Annotated in this window: 17 protein-coding genes and 1 tRNA gene; 6 read left to right on the plus strand and 12 right to left on the minus strand. The window is 69.8% G+C overall.

Annotation, left to right across the window (positions count from 1 at the left end; all coding sequences use genetic code 11):
* Positions 1–84: 84 nt before the first annotated feature.
* Entirely contained in the window at positions 85–558 is a 474-nt protein-coding gene (locus MTE01_RS11025) for an Lrp/AsnC family transcriptional regulator (RefSeq protein ID WP_103205810.1), read from the minus strand.
* Positions 559–713: 155 nt separating this feature from the next.
* On the opposite strand from MTE01_RS11025, the gene ald reads away from it, so the two are divergent.
* Positions 714–1,799, plus strand: coding sequence for an alanine dehydrogenase (ald, locus tag MTE01_RS11030; RefSeq protein ID WP_141377510.1), 1,086 nt, complete (start codon positions 714–716; stop codon positions 1,797–1,799).
* Between the two features lie 153 nt (positions 1,800–1,952).
* Here ald and MTE01_RS11035 read toward each other — a convergent pair whose 3' ends face one another.
* Complete coding sequence (locus MTE01_RS11035; RefSeq protein ID WP_103205812.1) at positions 1,953–2,636, minus strand: response regulator; 684 nt, start codon at positions 2,634–2,636, stop codon at positions 1,953–1,955.
* On the minus strand, positions 2,633–4,237 hold the full coding sequence (locus MTE01_RS11040) for a sensor histidine kinase (RefSeq protein ID WP_141377512.1): 1,605 nt from the start codon (positions 4,235–4,237) through the stop codon (positions 2,633–2,635). Before MTE01_RS11040 ends, MTE01_RS11035 begins: the two co-directional genes overlap by 4 nt.
* Positions 4,238–4,373: 136 nt before the next feature.
* On the opposite strand from MTE01_RS11040, the gene MTE01_RS11045 reads away from it, so the two are divergent.
* Both MTE01_RS11045 and MTE01_RS11050 read left to right on the plus strand, forming a co-directional pair.
* Positions 4,374–5,828: a cation:dicarboxylate symporter family transporter gene (locus tag MTE01_RS11045; protein ID WP_141377514.1), complete on the plus strand. Its 1,455-nt coding sequence runs from the start codon at positions 4,374–4,376 to the stop codon at positions 5,826–5,828.
* A complete protein-coding gene (locus MTE01_RS11050) occupies positions 5,825–6,658 on the plus strand; it encodes an aldolase/citrate lyase family protein (RefSeq protein WP_141377516.1) in 834 nt (277 codons plus the stop codon). The genes MTE01_RS11045 and MTE01_RS11050 overlap by 4 nt, the downstream gene beginning before the upstream one ends.
* A 149-nt stretch (positions 6,659–6,807) precedes the next feature.
* On the opposite strand, the gene MTE01_RS11055 is transcribed toward MTE01_RS11050, so the two are convergent.
* Genes MTE01_RS11055 through MTE01_RS11070 form a run of 4 tightly spaced genes read right to left on the minus strand, consistent with a single transcriptional unit; the run spans position 6,808 to position 9,284 of the window.
* The gene (locus tag MTE01_RS11055) at positions 6,808–7,365 is read right to left on the minus strand and encodes a DnaJ family domain-containing protein (RefSeq protein ID WP_141377518.1); all 558 of its coding nucleotides are present in this window, start codon (positions 7,363–7,365) and stop codon (positions 6,808–6,810) included.
* Positions 7,362–8,294: an oxygenase MpaB family protein gene (locus MTE01_RS11060; protein ID WP_246078259.1), complete on the minus strand. Its 933-nt coding sequence runs from the start codon at positions 8,292–8,294 to the stop codon at positions 7,362–7,364. The genes MTE01_RS11055 and MTE01_RS11060 overlap by 4 nt, the downstream gene beginning before the upstream one ends.
* 46 nt (positions 8,295–8,340) lie before the next feature.
* The gene (locus MTE01_RS11065; protein WP_103205817.1) at positions 8,341–8,871 is read right to left on the minus strand and encodes a hypothetical protein; all 531 of its coding nucleotides are present in this window, start codon (positions 8,869–8,871) and stop codon (positions 8,341–8,343) included.
* 2 nt (positions 8,872–8,873) lie between these two features.
* Positions 8,874–9,284 (minus strand): DUF4383 domain-containing protein, encoded by a 411-nt coding sequence (locus MTE01_RS11070; protein WP_103205818.1) that lies wholly within the window; start codon positions 9,282–9,284, stop codon positions 8,874–8,876.
* 251 nt (positions 9,285–9,535) lie between these two features.
* Between MTE01_RS11070 and MTE01_RS11075 the strand changes: the two genes are divergently transcribed.
* Together MTE01_RS11075 and MTE01_RS11080 are read left to right on the plus strand one after the other, a co-directional pair.
* Complete coding sequence (locus MTE01_RS11075; RefSeq protein ID WP_141377520.1) at positions 9,536–9,964, plus strand: YdeI/OmpD-associated family protein; 429 nt, start codon at positions 9,536–9,538, stop codon at positions 9,962–9,964.
* A 43-nt stretch (positions 9,965–10,007) separates the two neighbouring features.
* On the plus strand, positions 10,008–10,640 hold the full coding sequence (locus tag MTE01_RS11080) for an asparagine synthase (protein ID WP_103205820.1): 633 nt from the start codon (positions 10,008–10,010) through the stop codon (positions 10,638–10,640).
* A 136-nt stretch (positions 10,641–10,776) separates the two neighbouring features.
* Here MTE01_RS11080 and MTE01_RS11085 read toward each other — a convergent pair.
* Positions 10,777–10,849: transfer RNA gene (locus tag MTE01_RS11085), tRNA-Arg, on the minus strand.
* A 150-nt stretch (positions 10,850–10,999) separates the two neighbouring features.
* On the opposite strand from MTE01_RS11085, the gene MTE01_RS11090 reads away from it, so the two are divergent.
* Positions 11,000–12,496 (plus strand): L-serine ammonia-lyase, iron-sulfur-dependent, subunit alpha, encoded by a 1,497-nt coding sequence (locus tag MTE01_RS11090; RefSeq protein WP_103205821.1) that lies wholly within the window; start codon positions 11,000–11,002, stop codon positions 12,494–12,496.
* A gap of 17 nt (positions 12,497–12,513) precedes the next feature.
* Here MTE01_RS11090 and MTE01_RS11095 read toward each other — a convergent pair whose 3' ends face one another.
* The 4 genes from MTE01_RS11095 to MTE01_RS11110 all read right to left on the minus strand — a co-directional run bounded on the left by MTE01_RS11095 (position 12,514) and on the right by MTE01_RS11110 (position 15,907).
* The gene (locus MTE01_RS11095) at positions 12,514–12,945 is read right to left on the minus strand and encodes a MarR family winged helix-turn-helix transcriptional regulator (RefSeq protein WP_141377522.1); all 432 of its coding nucleotides are present in this window, start codon (positions 12,943–12,945) and stop codon (positions 12,514–12,516) included.
* A gap of 277 nt (positions 12,946–13,222) precedes the next feature.
* Complete coding sequence (locus MTE01_RS11100) at positions 13,223–14,485, minus strand: hypothetical protein (RefSeq protein WP_141377524.1); 1,263 nt, start codon at positions 14,483–14,485, stop codon at positions 13,223–13,225.
* 93 nt (positions 14,486–14,578) lie between these two features.
* The gene (locus MTE01_RS11105; protein WP_116239313.1) at positions 14,579–15,199 is read right to left on the minus strand and encodes a histidine phosphatase family protein; all 621 of its coding nucleotides are present in this window, start codon (positions 15,197–15,199) and stop codon (positions 14,579–14,581) included.
* 213 nt (positions 15,200–15,412) lie between these two features.
* Positions 15,413–15,907: a GNAT family N-acetyltransferase gene (locus MTE01_RS11110; RefSeq protein ID WP_141377526.1), complete on the minus strand. Its 495-nt coding sequence runs from the start codon at positions 15,905–15,907 to the stop codon at positions 15,413–15,415.
* Positions 15,908–15,932 lie beyond the last annotated feature (25 nt).

The raw sequence follows: 15,932 nt of genomic DNA on the forward strand, positions 1-15,932 counted from the left end.
CCGGGGTCTCATCATGGCGGCGTGGTGGGGTGCACCGTCCGTCTTGACGCCGGTTGCGCGAGAAGCTATCGACGCGGGCGGGGTTCAGTCGAAATCGGCCGCCAGCGCGTTGCGGTGGTACTCGAAGATGATGCTCGTGCGGGTGGAGGCCACGCTGTGCCGGGCGGACAGATGGTCGACGACGAAGCGCCGTACCGCCGAAGAATCGTCGACCGCGATGTGTACGAGGAAGTCGTCGGCCCCGCCCAGGAAGAACAACTGGATCACGTCCGGGTGGCGGCGGATCTCGTGCGCGAACGCGCGGATGCTCTCGTGGCGCTGCCCCGGTCGCAGAGTCACGCCGACGATCGCCTGCAGGCCCCGGCCGAGACGACTCTGGTCGACGGCGGCGTGGAAACCCGAAATGAGACCACGATCGGTGAGGCCTCGCAGGCGGGCATGGGCAGTGGATGCCGCGACCCCGAGCGCGTCGGCGAGGGCGGCGTTCGTCATCCGGGCGTCGGCGGACAGCAGCTCGATGATCCGTGCGTCGAGCGGGTGGAGGTCGTCTTCGGTCATCGCAGATCCTTCGCATCCGAGGGCCGGTTGGGCCCCCGTTATACGACGATATCTGCTCTCCTGACGGGATAGCCGAAGTATCTACGGGGAAACACCACGGAAACACCTTTTCCTGCGATTCTCTCCGCATCGCTCATCCGCTCGAGGAGAACCCCATGCGCGTCTCTGTGCCGTCCGAGATCAAGAACAACGAGAACCGCGTCGCGATGACGCCCGCGGGGGTCGATGCGCTCGTCCACCGCGGCCACGACGTGCTCGTGCAGGCGGGCGCGGGCGAGGGCAGCGGCTTCTCCGACGAGCAGTACCGCGCAGCCGGTGCCGAGATCATCGCCACCGCAGAAGAGACCTGGGCGCGCGCCGAGCTCCTGGTCAAGGTCAAGGAGCCGATCTCGCCCGAATACGGCTTCCTGCGCGAAGACCTCACTCTCTTCACCTACCTCCACCTCGCCGCCGATCGGCCCCTGACCGACGCGCTCGTGGCCGCGGGAACCACGGCCGTCGCCTACGAGACCGTGCAGACCGCCGATCGCGCCCTGCCGTTGCTGGCGCCGATGAGCGAGGTCGCCGGACGCCTGTCGATCATCGAGGGCGCCCACCACCTGTTGCGCGCCTCGGGCGGACGCGGGCTTCTCCCCGGTGGCGTTCCCGGTACCCCTCGTGCGAAGGTCGTCGTCATCGGCGGCGGCGTCGCGGGAGAGCACGCCGCGGCCAACGCCCTGGGTCTCGGGGCCCGTGTGACGGTCGTCGACATCTCCCTGCCCAAGCTCCGCCAGCTCGAGGAGCGCTTCGGCGGCGCGATCGAGACGCGCGCCTCGACCCGCCTCGAGATCGCCGAGCAGCTCGCCGACGCCGACCTCGTCATCGGATCGGTGCTCATTCCGGGGGCCGCTGCCCCCAAGCTCGTCACCGATGACATGGTCGCGGCGATGAAGCCCGGCTCGGTGCTCGTCGACATCGCGATCGACCAGGGCGGCTGCTTCGAGGGCTCGCGTCCCACGACCCACGACGACCCCACGTTCCGCGTGCACGAGTCGCTGTACTACTGCGTCGCGAACATGCCCGGCGCGGTGCCGCACACCTCGACCCGAGCCCTCTCGAACGCCACCCTGCCCTACATCACGCGCATCGCCGACCAGGGATGGGAGGCCGCGGCATCCGCCGATCCCGCCCTGGCCAAGGGCCTGAACGTGCGCGCCGGTGTCGTGGTGAACGAGGGCGTCCGCGCCGCGTTCTCCCTGTAGCCGCGGCCACGTCGCTGCCGCGGGCTCGCCCCTCGCGTGAGCGTCCAAAACACCCGGACGCTTTTCGGAAACGTCCGGGTGTTTTGGACACTCAAAGGGCAGTACGACGCCCGGGGTGAGCGGTGAGCAGCACGCAGCCTCGGCGGCCGGGCTCTACGCGCGCACCCAGGCGTAGGTGATCTCGGGGCGGCCCGGGCCGCCGTAGCGGGGGACGCGGCGCACGCGGCCCACGTCGGCGAGGTGCTCGAGATAGCGGCGGGCGGTCACGCGCGACATCCCCTCGCTCTCGCCGACCTCGGTCGACGACACGGCTCCTGCGGCGGTGCGCACGTGCTCGGCGACGGCCTGCAGCGTCTCATCGCTGAGACCCTTCGGAAGGGCGGGCGCCGTCACCGCGCGCAGCGACCCGAGCAGAGCGTCGACCTCGGACTGGGTGGCCTCGCCCGCAGCGCGGTCCAGCCCCTCCACATAGGAGCGGTAGGCCTCGAGACGCTCGCGGAACGCCGCGAACGCGAACGGCTTGATCAGATACTGCACGACCCCGATCGACACGGCCGCTCGTACCGTCGCGGCATCGCGCACCGCGGTCACGGCGATGATGTCCACGCGCGATCCCGTCGCACGCAGGCGCCGCGCCACGTCGAGTCCGGACCCGTCGGGCATGGTCATGTCGAGCAGGACGAGGTCGATCTCGCGATCCGGGTCGGCCAGGGCCGTGACCGCCGCGCGGGCACCGGAGGCGAGGCCGGCGACCTCGAACCCCGGCACGCGCTCGACGTAGGCGCGGTGCAGCTCGAGGGCGAGGGCGTCGTCGTCGACGACCAGCACGCGGATCACGGAACCACCTCCGAGATCGCGGCGGGGAGGAAGACGCGCACGGTCGTGGGGTCTTGGGCGATCTGCAAGGTTCCGCCGTGCGCCGCGACGATATCGCGCACGAGGGCGAGACCGACGCCCCGACCGCCGGGGGAGTGCGCGGGCTTGGTCGAGGCGCCGAAGGCGAAGGGGTCGGCGAGCGCGGGGTCGAAGCCGGTGCCGCTGTCGGACACCTCGACCACCACATCGCCACCGCCCTCGCGGAGCACCGCGCGCACCCAGCGGGGTTCCGCCCCGGTCGCGGCGGCATCCAGGGCGTTGTCGACGAGGTTTCCGACAACCGTCACCGCCTCGGCCGCGGCGAGGGGGAGAGCGGGGGTGGGCTCGGCGACGTCGAGGTCGAGACGCACGCCGCGCTCGGCCGCCTCGTCGAGCTTGCCGAGCAGCAGAGCCACGACGACGGCGTCGTCGTCGTCCGAGACCAGGCGGTCGGCCAGTTCCTGGCGGTCACCGGTCGAGGCCACGATCAGGCGGCGGGCCTCGTCGATGCGCCCGAGCTCGAGCAGGGCCAGCAGCGCGTGCAGGCGGTTGCCGTGCTCGTGGGTCTGCGAGCGCAGGGTGTCGCTCAGGGTGCGGACGCCCTCGAGTTCGCCGAGCAGTGCCTGCAGCTCCGACCGGTCGCGCAGGGTCATGACGCGACCGCGTTCGGGGGCGCGTCGTCCCGCCAGATCGCGCGCTTCCTCCTGATTGACCAGCAGGACCCGCTCCCCGTTGACCACGGTCTCCTCGACCATGCGCCGACCGCTTGCGATCGCCTCGGCGAGGCCGGCATCCATGTCGATGTCGCGAGGGTCGAGCGATACCTGCCCCGAGGTGGCCGGGGGCAGTCCCAGCAGGTCGGCGGCCTCGTCGTTGTAGAGCACGATCTGCCCCGAGCGGTCGGTCACGACGAGACCCTCGCGCAGCGAGTGCAGCACCGTCTCGTAGCTCTCGACGAGGCGCGACAGCTCGGCGGGCGTGTACGAGCCGGTCACGCGTCGCGCACTCCGTCGGACGTAGACAGCGCCCAGCACGCCCAGGCCGACGATGGCGGCGGATGCCAGGACGATCAGCGGTGCGCGAGCGGCGAGATCCTGCTGGACCGCGCCGAGCGTGACCCCCACGGCGACGAGACCCACGATGTCGCCGCTCTCGTCGCCTCCGTCGCGGATCGGCGCGATCGTGCGCACCGAGGGGCCCAGGGTGCCGTCGTAAACCTCGGTGAAGGTCTGTCCGGCCAGCGCCTCGGCGCGAGACCCGAGGTACTGGTCGCCGATCTCGGAGCGGTTGCGGTGCGTGAGGCGGATGCCGTCGGGCGTCATGATCGTGACGAACGACAGGTCGGCGTCGGGGAGGATCTGTTCGACCATCGGCTGCAGGGCGTCCGAGTCGCGCAGCGAGATGAGAGCGGCGACGTCGGGTTCGTGCGCGAGCGTCTCGGCCACGGAGCGGGTGACCTTCTCGGCCTCGCGCCTGCCGGAGTCGCTCAACTGCACCGACAGCAGCGCCGCCAGGACGCCCGCGACGAGCACGACGACGCCCAGGGATACCAACGCCAGCCGGCCACCCACGCTCAGTCTCATCACCCCGCCCTTCGTCGCGCCTGCCGTGAACAATACGACCACAAATCGCCCGCAGGTCCCGCGTCGACCACAGTCGTCACATCAACCGGCGCCCCCGCCGGACTCAACGAAGGCGTTAGAAAAGGGGAAGTCGCTCATGGCACTCTCACTCCGCACCACACGCGACGGCCGGCCGCGTAAGAAGATCGACCGCAATCACTGGCTCTACATCTCCGTCATCGTCGCGGTGGTGGCCGGTGTCATCGTGGGCCTCGTCGCGCCGCAGTTCGCCACCGCTCTCGAGCCCATCGGCAAGGGCTTCGTCAGCCTCATCAAGATGATGATCGCCCCGGTGATCTTCTGCACGATCGTCGTGGGCATCGGCTCGATCGCGAAGGCCTCCACGGTCGGCAAGATCGGCGGCCTGGCGATGGTCTACTTCCTCGTCATGTCGTCGTTCGCCCTGATCATCGGCCTGGTCGTCGGCAACATCATCCACCCGGGTGAGGGGCTGAACATCGCGGGCGCCCAGTACGACGCCCCCGCGGCCGAGGCGACCTCCACCCAGGAGTTCATCCTCGGGATCATCCCGACCACCTTCTTCTCGGCCTTCACCGGCGGCAGCATCCTGCAGGTGCTGTTCATCGCCCTGCTCGTCGGCTTCGCCCTGCAGGGCATGGGCGAGCGCGGCGCGCGCATGGTCGAGGGCATCCGCAACTTCCAGGTGCTCGTCTTCCGCATCCTCGGCATGATCCTGTGGCTCGCGCCCATCGGCGCCTTCGGCGCGATCGCCGCGGTCGTCGGCAAGACCGGGTTCCAGGCCGTGATCAGCCTCGGCATCCTGATGGGCGCCTTCTACATCACGTGCTTCCTCTTCATCGCCGTGGTGCTCGGCACGCTGCTGTACGTCGTGACCCGCGTCAACATCTTCACGCTGATGAAGTACCTGGGCCGCGAGTACCTGCTCATCGTCGGCACCTCGTCCTCCGAAGCCGCTCTTCCCCGTCTCATCGCCAAGATGGAGCACCTCGGTGTCTCGAAGCCCGTGGTGGGCATCACGGTCCCCACCGGGTACTCGTTCAACCTCGACGGCACGGCGATCTACCTCACGATGGCCTCGCTGTTCATCGCCACCGCGATGGGCTCGCCCATGTCGATCGGTGAGCAGATCGGTCTGATGATCTTCATGATCATCGCCTCCAAGGGCGCCGCAGGTGTCACCGGTGCCGGTCTCGCCACCCTCGCCGGTGGTCTGTCGGCCTATCGCCCCGACCTGGTCGACGGCGTCGGCGTCATCGTCGGTATCGACCGCTTCATGTCCGAGGCCCGCGCCGTGACCAACTTCACCGGCAACGCCGTGGCCACGATGCTCATCGGTGTCTGGACGAAGGAGTACGACGGTCAGCGTGTCCGCGACGTCCTCGCCGGCAACATCCCCTTCGACGAGACGCTGCTGACCGGCCACGACCACTCGGCGACGCCCGCAGCGGATGCCAAGGAACAGGCGTCGGCACAGGCGGGTACCGGCCCCGCCGCGACCGTCGACACGCAGTCGCTCGACGCCTTCCGCGCGCAGGCGGAGGCCGAGGCCGCCGCACGGGGCCGCTTGTGACCCTCACGCACAACACCTCGGCGGGGGCGGCTTCGGCCGTCCCCGCCCCGGCGCGCGTCGACCTCGCGCGCACGTGGATGCTCCGCTCGCCCCTCGCGGGCGGACTCGAGACCGCGGCCGATGTCCTCGTCCTCGATCTCGAAGACGGCTTGCCCTCCGGACGCAAGGCCGAGGGACGTGACCGCGCTCGCCGGGCGGCCGCTGAGGCACCCGTGTGGTTGCGCATCAGCGCTGCCGGAACGAGCGACGGAGAAGCCGATCTCGCACTCGGTCGCGACCTCGACGACCGCCTCGCCGGCGTCGTCCTGGCGATGTGCGCGAGTGCCGACGACGTGGCTCACGTCGCGGCATCCCTCCCCTCCGGCGTCCCGATCGTCGCCATGGTCGAGTCGGCCGCGGCGCTTTTGGCCGCCCCTGCCATCGCCGCCCACCCCGCGACCCGTCGCCTCGCTTTCGGTACCGGCGATTTCCGCCGCGACACCGGGATGGCCGCCGATCGCATCGCACTGTCGTGGCCTCGCGCACAGCTCGTCGTCGCTTCCGCTGCGGCAGGGATCGCCGGGCCGATCGACGGCCCGTGCGGTCCGGTCGATCAGGCTCGGGATGCCGCCCTGCACGCCGTCGCGATGGGCTTCACCGGAACGCTCGCGCTGCGGGATGCCGCCGTCTCCGGCGCCCATGCCGGGTTCACGCCCGCGCCCGCAGAGGTGGAGGCGGCTCGGTCCCTGCTGTCGACGACGCCCGACGGCCCGGTCGACGGCTCGTACGCGCCGACGCTGGCTCGCGCGCGAGCGCTGGTCGAGCGCGCGGAGGCGCTGGCGGCGCTCTGACGGCGGACGGGTCCCGCGCTCGTCCTCCCCGGCTCTGCGCCCCGCGAGATCGCACGGTCCTCTCGAGATGTCGCGATACGAGCGCCGGAACGCGTGAACTCGCTCCGATCGGGGGATCTCCATGCCCGCCGCGGCCGAGCGGACACCGGTCAGGCGCGCCGGAACCACCGCCGCCGCCGCGTCGGCGCGGCCACCGCGGCGGCATCCGCACGCGCCCGACGCCTTTCGATCCACGCCTCCACCTCGGCATCCACGTCCACCGTCGGCGTCACCACCGGAGGGCCGCCCTGAAGCTGCCGCCGTGCCTCGATCACACGGCGGTTGAAGTCCTCGACCGCCTCGCGCACCTCGGATTCGCGGGCGATGGCATCCAGCCGTTCGGCCATCTCTCTGTGCTCGACGCGCAGGGTCAGCGCGGGAGGACCGAGACCGGTCAGCTGCTCGGTCTCGATCTTGCGGCGGATCCACCAGTCGGGATCGTGGGAGCCGCCGAGGTCGGGCAGGGGCTTGCCCGCGCCGGGGAGGTTGTCGAACTCGCCGCGGCGGATCGCCTGCTGGATCGAGGTCTCGACGAAGGCGGCGCGCTCCTCGGCGGTCGAGCCCCGCGCGGGCCCCTCGGGTTCGGCGGGTTCGGGTTCGAGGCCGGCGTCGCGGAGCTGTCGGTCGAGCCGATATCGCTCGGCCGCCTGGCGGGCGTCGTCGTTCACGCGGCCTCCCGTCCCTCACGCTCCAGCCGGGCCAGTCGTAGCCGCGCCATGTCCTGGGCGCGCGGACCGGAGCCCAGGGCGCGCTCGGTGACGCGCAGGATCAGCCGCGTGAGCGTCAGCACAGGAAGCGGCCACCGCCGCACCCCGAGCATCTTCCGGTAGCGACGGGGGATGGTCGCGACCGCGGCGGCGAAGAGCACGCGATACGACAGGCCCATCACGCCGGGGAACGGCGGCTTGCGCAGGAATCGCACGACGTCGGCGACGCGCTCGTCGCCGCGCAGCTCGCCGCGGTCGGCGAAGCCGTCGATCTCGGCCCGCAGGGCGTCACGCGTGAGGGGAGGGTCGACGACCCGCATGAGCCGGCCCGCGGTCGCCCAGTCGGCGACGTAGGCGTCGGGCCCCCCGGGGATGGCCGTGCGCGACACCTCGTGCCCGGCGAGGAACGCATCGGTGAAGGCGAGGTGCACCCAGCGCACGAGGTCGGTCGCGTCGGCGGTGTACGCGCGCTCGCTCCCGTCGCCGCCGACGTACTCGCCCTTCACCCGGCGGTGGAATCTCGCGACCCGCGCGGTCTCGGCATCCGCCTGCGTCCGCGAGCCGTACGTGAGCGTGATGACCCACCGGACGGTACCGGTGAGCCGGCCGATCGGATCCTCGCGATAGCGCGACCAGTCGTGCACGCCGGCGAGAGCGCCCGGGTGCAGGGCTTGCAGGAGCAGAGCCCGGATGCCGGCCACCAGCGTGCCCATTCCGGCGTGCACGGTCCACGCGGGGCCGTTCTCGACGAAGTAGCCGGTGTCGTCTCCGTCGGCGATGGCGCGGACGTACGGCGCCATGCCGGTGGGATCCCCCGCCAGGGCGACGAGGATCTTGCCGCGCAGCGACGAGATCCATCCGGGAACGGAAGAAGAGGGGTCGATCGTCACTCTTCCAGCGTGCCACCGTCTGAGCGGGTGGGCCCCGGGAAAGTGCTCAGTGTCCCTCGTGGGAGATGACGGGGACGGTGCCGTCGTCGCGCAGCAGCACGGCGTTCTGCGTCGCCCCGAGAGCGGGGGTGACGACCACGGCGATGACGGCGGCGGCGACGAGGAGTCCGATGACGCTCATCGGCTGAGCGGTGCGCGTCGCACCCGGGCCGCGGCTCGCGCGACGAAGGTGGACGGCAGCGGTGGCTCCCACGACGACGAGCAGAGCGGATGCCGCAGCGACGCCGAGGATGCTCGTGTGCGCCGGTGCGGCGAACATCAGGGCCGTCGTGAGCGCGAGAGCGGCGAGGGCGCCCGCCAGAGCGGTGCGCGGGACCACGAGTCGCCCCGCCGACAGGGTGGCCGCTCCCCAGGTGAGGGAGGCGAGGCCGAGAATCACCATCCCGATTCCGAGGCCGCTTGCGACGGCCCCGGAATCGGGACGGATGACGGCACCCGCGCCGAGGGCGGCGGTGATGAGACCGGCCCCCCACGCGGATACGGAGGGCCACGACCTCACGAAGGTCGCAGCAGTCATGCTCAGACCGCCGCGGTACGCGGGACGTTGCGCTCGGTGCCGAGGCCGACACCCAGCAGTACGACGGCGCTGGCGAGGTGGAGGAAGTGGTCGGGCACGTTCAGCGCGAGGATGTTCGCGGCGGTGCCGACCAGGAAGAAGCCCACGATACCGAGGAGCAGGTAGACGGCACCGACGGTCGTGTTGACGCCCTTGGCGGCGCGCGCGTTGGCCAGACCGGCGACCAGCAGCGCGGCACCGATCAGAAGGTGGGCGATGTTGTGCAGCGGGTTGACCTCGAAGATGCCGAGGAGCAGTCCGCCCTGTGTCGCGATGAAACCGACCCCGCCGGTGACGGCGAAGCCGAGCAGACCGACGAGCAGGTAGACAGCGCCGAAGACGGTGGCCACGAGACGGTTGGGTGACGAGCTCATGATGAACCTCCCAGATTGTTGGCAGCGACCGTCCGGTCGCTTCACCACATCTTCGGAGACAATGCTCAATTCGGATTGGGCTTTGCGCGCACCGGTTATGTCCGCTATGAGCGCGGAAACGACAGAAGGCCCCCGAGTACTCTCCGAGGCCCTCCGCAACAGAAGAGACGATAGACAGACCCCCCGTGCGGGCGGAGGGGATTGCATTTCGGCTGCTGTTCACATAGTCGGTTGTCTGCCACACTCTCGCCATGCGTTTCGAGACGACCCTGCGGCAGATGGGCAACAACACGGGGATCGAGGTACCGCCCGAGGTGATCGACGGTCTGGGCGGCGGGAAGCGTGCCGCTGTCGTCGTCGACGTGAACGGGTTCACCTTCCCCAGCACGATCGGAGCGATGGGTGGGAAATCGCTCATCCCCTTCTCCGCCGATAAACGCGCCGCCACGGGATTGTCGGGAGGGGATGCCATCTCCGTCGAGCTCACCCTCGACACGGTGCCCCGCACGGTGGAGGTGCCCGACGACCTGGCCGCGGCCCTCGGCTCCGCGGGCGTGCGCGAGGCGTTCGACGCACTCTCGCCGAGCGCGCGTAAGGCGCACGTGACGAACGTCGCCGCAGCGAAGACCGCCGACACCCGCACCCGTCGCATCGAAACCGTCGTGGCGAAGCTCACCTGAGCGGCCGATGCGCCCCGGGCGATAGCCTGGACGGGGAGGTCACGTGGGGCGCACGAAGGAGGCCATCGCCGAGGGACTGTCGATCGCGACAGCCGCGGCGCGGCTCGCCGTGCGCAACCGGATCCTCGTCGACACGATCGCTCGCGGTGGTCAGTTCGACGGCGAGGTCTTCGCCGAGTTGGCGCGTGAGACGCTGCGTTCTCTCGCCGACGAGCAGGACCAGGCGGCCGAGCGCGTGACGCATCAGCGCAAGCGCGCCTGGGGCCGGTTCTCCGACTCGTCGGGCACCCACGATTACCGCGACCGCGACACGCGCAACCTTCGTCGTCGCGCGAAGCAGTCCCGCGGCGTCGCGAAAGAACTGCGTGCGCTCGCCGACGATCCCGAGCGGGTGAAGGCGCTGGTCGGCGATGCGCGGATCGCCGCCTGGGGTGATGTCGAGGCGAACCTCAGCCAACGACTCGACGTCGAGGGCATGACGGCGGATGCCGATCCCGAGTACGCCCAGATGCGCAAGGCGCGCATGGACGCCCTTCGCATGGTCGACCTCGCCCGCCTCGCCTCGCAGGCGAAGCGCCGGGCGAAGGATCGCGCCGCTGCAGACGAGGCGAAGGAGCCGAGCGACGCAGCCGAATCGGGCAAGAGCGGCAAGAAGAAGAAATCCACCGCGCGCTGACCCCGTTCCCGCGCGCGGCACACCCGGACGAGGCCTGAGGGCTCGTGGCTCGGCCGGGGTCTCGGCATCCGGGCAGAGAAAAAGCCCCGGCGGAGTTTCCTCACGCCAGGGCTTCTCTTACTGTCTCAACACAGTGTGCGCCCGAAGGGACTCGAACCCCTAACCTTCTGATCCGTAGTCAGATGCTCTATCCATTGAGCTACGGGCGCAGGGCCTCCGCGCGAAACGGCGCGCAGGCCGTGGTCCAGCATAGCCGGGGCCGACGGAGACGTCTAATCGGCCCGGAACGGCGTGCATCCCGGGCGTGGCGCGGCGGTGGCGACCAGGTGTCTTGACGGGGCGCGACGTACGCTGGCCGCATGAGCGCATACACCTCCGCGTTCGAGTTGTTCTCCATCGGGATCGGACCCTCGAGCTCCCACACCGTCGGCCCCATGAAGGCCGCCCTCCACTTCGTCGCGCGACTCGAGGACGACGGCGTCCTCGACACGGTGGCATCCGTCTCGTGTGCCCTCTACGGTTCGCTCGGTGCGACAGGTATCGGCCACGGCACCCCCGACGCGGTCGTGGCGGGTCTGCAGGGTCTCGATCCCGAGACCGTCGATCCGGATGCCGTCCGGCGGGCGTGGTCGGATTGGCCCGAGGGGCAGAGCCTGGCGCTCGCGGGCCGGCACGGGATACCGTTCCGCAAGACCGACATCGTTCTCGAGCCACGCACGCGCCTGCCCGGCCACCCGAACGCGATGACGCTCATCGCCCGCGACAGCGAGGGAGCTGTCGTCGCGGAGGACACGTTCTACTCGATCGGCGGCGGCTTCATCCGCCGTGAGGGCGAGCCGGCGCGCGTGGCCGCAGCGCCGGTGCCGCTCGACTTCGACGACGCGGCGACCCTGATCGAGCTGTGTGACGAGCGCGGCATCACGATCGCCGAGGCGGCGCGCCTGAACGAGGCTGCACTCCGCTCGGACGAAGAGATCGCGGCGGGTCTGGACCGCATCTGGGACGCCATGGCGGCGTGTGTGACTGCGGGGCTCGAGAACGACGGCGTGCTCCCCGGCATCCTGAAAGTGAAACGGCGAGCCGCGGTCATTCGAGGGCAGCTGGATGCCATCGAGGCCGAGGGGCACCGGGAACTTCCGGGGGAGTGGCTCGGCGCCTTCGCCCTCGCGGTCAACGAGGAGAACGCCGCCGGTGGGCGCGTCGTCACGGCGCCCACGAACGGCGCGGCGGGCATCCTGCCCGCGGTGGCGATGTACTGGTGGCGGTTCCTGGCCGACTCGGGTCTCGGCGCCGGCAACGCTGTCACGCCCTACGGCGAGCTCGTGGGCAGTGCACTGCTCGGCTACGACGGACACGCGGTGACGCGCGGCGAAGTGGCGGGATGGGACGACGGTGACGTGGCCGAGGCCAACCGCCGACGCGGTATCCGCCGGTTCCTCCTCACCGCGACGGCGCTGGGGTCGCTCTTCAAGGCCAACGCGTCGATCTCCGGCGCCGAGGGCGGGTGCCAGGCGGAGGTCGGCTCGGCGTGCGCGATGGCCGCCGGGGGCCTCACCGCGGTGATGGGCGGAACGAACCGGCAGATCGAGAACGCCGCCGAGATCGCGATGGAGCATCACCTCGGGCTCACGTGCGACCCGGTGGGCGGCCTCGTGCAGATCCCCTGCATCGAGCGCAACGCGATCGCCGCATCCACGGCCGTGACGGCGGCGCGGCTCGCGCTGCGGGGCGACGGGTCGCACTATGTGTCGCTGGATGCCGTGGTCGAGACGATGCGTCAGACCGGTATCGACATGTCGACGAAGTACAAGGAGACCAGCGAGGGCGGTCTCGCGGTGAACGTCATCGAGTGCTGAAGTGCACCGACCGGGGGTCAGTCCCGTCCGCGCAGCTTCGCGGTGAGCACGTGGAGCTGCGCGAGCTCGTCGTTGTCGAGACGGGCCATGCGCTCGGCGATCGAGCGGCCGTGCGCGGCGGCGAGGCGGCGGAACATGACGGCGCCGTTCTCGGTGGCGGTCACCAACGAGCCGCGCCCGTCCTCGGGGTCGGCGCACTTGGTCAGCAGCCCCCGGGAGACCATGCGTTCGACCAGGCGCGAGACGCTCGGCTGGCTGATGAGCATGTTGCCGGTCACGTCGCGCAAGCGCGCTGTCATGCGAGGCGCTCGCGTGACGGTGAGGAGCACGTCGTACTCCGCCTGGGTCAACTCGGTGCTGTCGAAATCCGACCGGATGTCTTCGAAGACTTCGTGCTGAGCGCGGAAGAGGCTCTCCCAGGCCTGCACGGCGAGACGGCGATCGGTCATACGTTCAGCGTAGAGCCGTCGGCAACCCGTTCGTCCCGCGTGTGACGCAAGAGTAAGGGCCGGTCGGAGAGGCTTCCGACCGGCCCTTGTCCCTGCACCAAGAGTGTCCTGCAATCACATGTCGGTAGCTGCCACAGCAAAACAACTACCGTGCTTGCACTCTATAACGGTGAGGTAACGGAGGGGAAGAGGGCGTCGTTATATTTTCGTGATCCGTTTTCTCGCGATCCGCTGTCTCCGCCGGCAATCTCGCGGACACAGCGACACGTGGCCGCGTTCAGTCGAGCGAGATCCGCAGGACAGCGCCTTCCGAGGATGTCGCTGTGGCGTTAGTCGGCGTGTTTGCGTCGAACGAAGCCTCCTCCTGGCGATTCTCCGCGTACTCACGTTGGGCTTGGCGCGCCGCATCGAGGTCTGCAGAGCGAAGTGCATCGGCGACGTTGGTATCTACGCCCGCGAAGACGCGCAGCTGTCCTTGGCCGTTCGGGAGGGTGAAGCGTTGGCTGCTGCCCCGATACGTCTGTCCGTCGAGGCTTAGTATCTCGCCGGGCGCAGGGCCTGGGCGCCTTGAGGTGTGAAGCGATGGCAGCCAACGTTCCGCGGCGCTGTCTAAGCCTGCATACCGAGCCAGGCTCGCATACTCGGTGTTGGTGACGTTGGAGAGAAACTCGTCGGGGTCCAGGTTGATGGAGGTGTGCGTCGTTCGCGGGGAGGCGGGGCGTTCTCGCGAACGCTGAAGCTTCTCCTCGACGGCACGCCACACGACGGGTCGTTCAGGAGGGTCGACCGCGTATGCCGAAATCTCCTCTGTCGTCGACACGGTCGATACGGCGAGACCCGTCACGGGAGCGCCCGCGATCGTGGGGGCGGCGAGTTGGGTCACGGCGCGACCGAGTTGCGTGTAGGCGTTGGGGGAGCTGGCGGTGCCCTTCGTCTCGAGAAACTCGTAGATGTTGGCCCCAGCGCTCGCCGGTGTCGAATACGACAGCACGTAGTCGGGTTGCCGATCCGCGAGCGTGAGCTGGGGAACGAGCCCTCCGTGGACGGCGATGTCGAAATCCGTCGCGGTCACGATGCTTGTGCCGGGGTTCCGCTCGAGGCACCACTGCTTCGCGACCAGGATGCCGAAACCCACCCCTAGCTCTTCCGAGACCACCCTGCGTTGGTTCGGCCCGATCCGGGCCATGGTGTCGACGTGTAGCTGTAAGCGGTCGGTCGCATGGTCCCTCAAGATCAGCCCGAGGTAGCGTAGGGCGGCCCACGTGCCGGCGAACGCGGCGATCTCGCGGTCGGCGCGTAGTGCCGTGCCGCGAGCGAGTTCAAGAAGAGCATCGATGGGGCGGAGGCGCATCGCGCCATGAATACCGTTCGCAGGGGCCACGAGCGCCTTCGCCGGGATGTGAACCGGGTTCCTTCGATTCAGTCCCGCCGCGAGGTTGTCTTGTTGGCGTTGCGCGACGGTGGCCGCTAGTGCGGCGTCGCTGTGTACGAAGACGGTTCCTCGGGACCTGAGGTCTCGGAGGGCACGGAGAATTGTCAAGACTTTCCCATCGGTCCAGCGACGTGGTTTCGCCAGGTTAGCGACCCGCGATACACGCGCACGCCATCACTCATACCGGTCGCTGGGTTTACATCACCGCCCGCGCACGTGGTTCCACTGCGTGATGACCTCGGAGCCGTGCTCGAAGCCGAGCTCGCTGACCGCGGAAGTGCCCAACACGAAGTACCGGCCGCCCGCGGCCGTCAGACCCAGCCACGTGCCCGCGAGGGCGCGCAGGAAGTGCGAGTGGGAGAACACCAGCACCTGTTCTCCCGCGCGCACGCGCGGGCGGAGGTCGTCGAGGAGGGATTCGGCGCGAGCCGTGACCTGTTCCACCGTTTCGCCCGGGGTGGCCCCGGCGGGGGCGCCCGCTTGCCAGATCGTCCACGGGCGACCGAGCTGCTCGACGATCTCGGGCGTGGTCAAGCCCTCGTACGCGCCGTAATCCCACTCGACGAGGCGCGGCTCCGGCTGTGCGCCGGGGTACCCCGCACGACGGGCGGTCTCGACGGCGCGCTCCAGAGGGCTCGTGAGCACGAGGTCGTAATGGCGGGTCGCCAGGAGGGTGCCCGCGAGCTCGGCCTTGTAGGCGCCCGTCTCGGTGAGGGGGATGTCGGTGAGTCCCGTGTGCTTGCCCGTGCGGCTCCACTCGGTCTCGCCGTGGCGCACGAGCACGAGGCGTCCGTCGGGTTCGGTCAGGTCGTCGTCCTTCACGTCTTCATCCTGCCTTGTGAGCGCCGACGCAGGGGTGACGGCGGGCACGGAACGGACGAAGGGCCGGTCGGGAGATTCCCGACCGGCCCTTTCCTGCACCAGAGTGTCCTGCAATCACATGTCGGCAGCTGCCACAGCAAAACAACTACCGTGCGAGCACTCTATAACGGTGAGGTAACGGTGCGGAAGGGTGTCGCAGCGTTCTTCTCTGTTTCATAGGTTGCGTCCGTGGTCAGGCCTTCCGTCGGACTCCCCTCGAGCCAGTGCGCGGGACCATGCCACCTCACGGTCCAGCTGGCCCGTGCTCGAGAACAGGCGCACCTGATGGGTGTCCGCCAGCGCCGCAACCAGGTCGTCTCGATCGGCGGGGACGAAGCCCAGGCTCCTCCAGAACGGCCCCGAGCGCCGACTGAACAACCACGCCCGCGACGCGCCCTCGTCGGCGGCCCGCGCAAGAGCGAAGCGCGCCAGCCCGGTCCCGCGCCCCCGAGAACGCGCGTGCGGGCTGACGGCGACGCTGCGGATCAGGGCGTGGCGGCCGTCGCCGCTCAGTTCGTACCCGGTGCTTCCCGTCACCGTCCCCGTGGCGTCGCGCTCGATCCAGAGCCGCACCGTCGGTGCATCCAGGCCGCTCAGGGTGAGGTCGACGGCAGCGAGAAAGTCGGTCAATGCGTCGACGTCCGTCGGTCGACACCGCTCGAGGCTCATTCCTCGAGTCAATCAGCACCGCCTG

Origin of the sequence: Microbacterium testaceum, from assembly GCF_006539145.1 — a bacterium.
In the GTDB taxonomy this organism is placed as follows: domain Bacteria; phylum Actinomycetota; class Actinomycetes; order Actinomycetales; family Microbacteriaceae; genus Microbacterium; species Microbacterium testaceum.

Coding starts and splice junctions, on each gene's coding strand:
- MTE01_RS11025 (WP_103205810.1), bottom strand. CDS start 558: ATGACCGAAGACGACCTCCACCCGCTCGACGCACGGATCATCGAGCTG.
- ald (WP_141377510.1), top strand. CDS start 714: ATGCGCGTCTCTGTGCCGTCCGAGATCAAGAACAACGAGAACCGCGTC.
- MTE01_RS11040 (WP_141377512.1), bottom strand. CDS start 4,237: ATGAGACTGAGCGTGGGTGGCCGGCTGGCGTTGGTATCCCTGGGCGTC.
- MTE01_RS11045 (WP_141377514.1), top strand. CDS start 4,374: ATGGCACTCTCACTCCGCACCACACGCGACGGCCGGCCGCGTAAGAAG.
- MTE01_RS11065 (WP_103205817.1), bottom strand. CDS start 8,871: ATGACTGCTGCGACCTTCGTGAGGTCGTGGCCCTCCGTATCCGCGTGG.
- MTE01_RS11070 (WP_103205818.1), bottom strand. CDS start 9,284: ATGAGCTCGTCACCCAACCGTCTCGTGGCCACCGTCTTCGGCGCTGTC.
- MTE01_RS11075 (WP_141377520.1), top strand. CDS start 9,536: ATGCGTTTCGAGACGACCCTGCGGCAGATGGGCAACAACACGGGGATC.
- MTE01_RS11090 (WP_103205821.1), top strand. CDS start 11,000: ATGAGCGCATACACCTCCGCGTTCGAGTTGTTCTCCATCGGGATCGGA.
- MTE01_RS11095 (WP_141377522.1), bottom strand. CDS start 12,945: ATGACCGATCGCCGTCTCGCCGTGCAGGCCTGGGAGAGCCTCTTCCGC.
- MTE01_RS11110 (WP_141377526.1), bottom strand. CDS start 15,907: ATGAGCCTCGAGCGGTGTCGACCGACGGACGTCGACGCATTGACCGAC.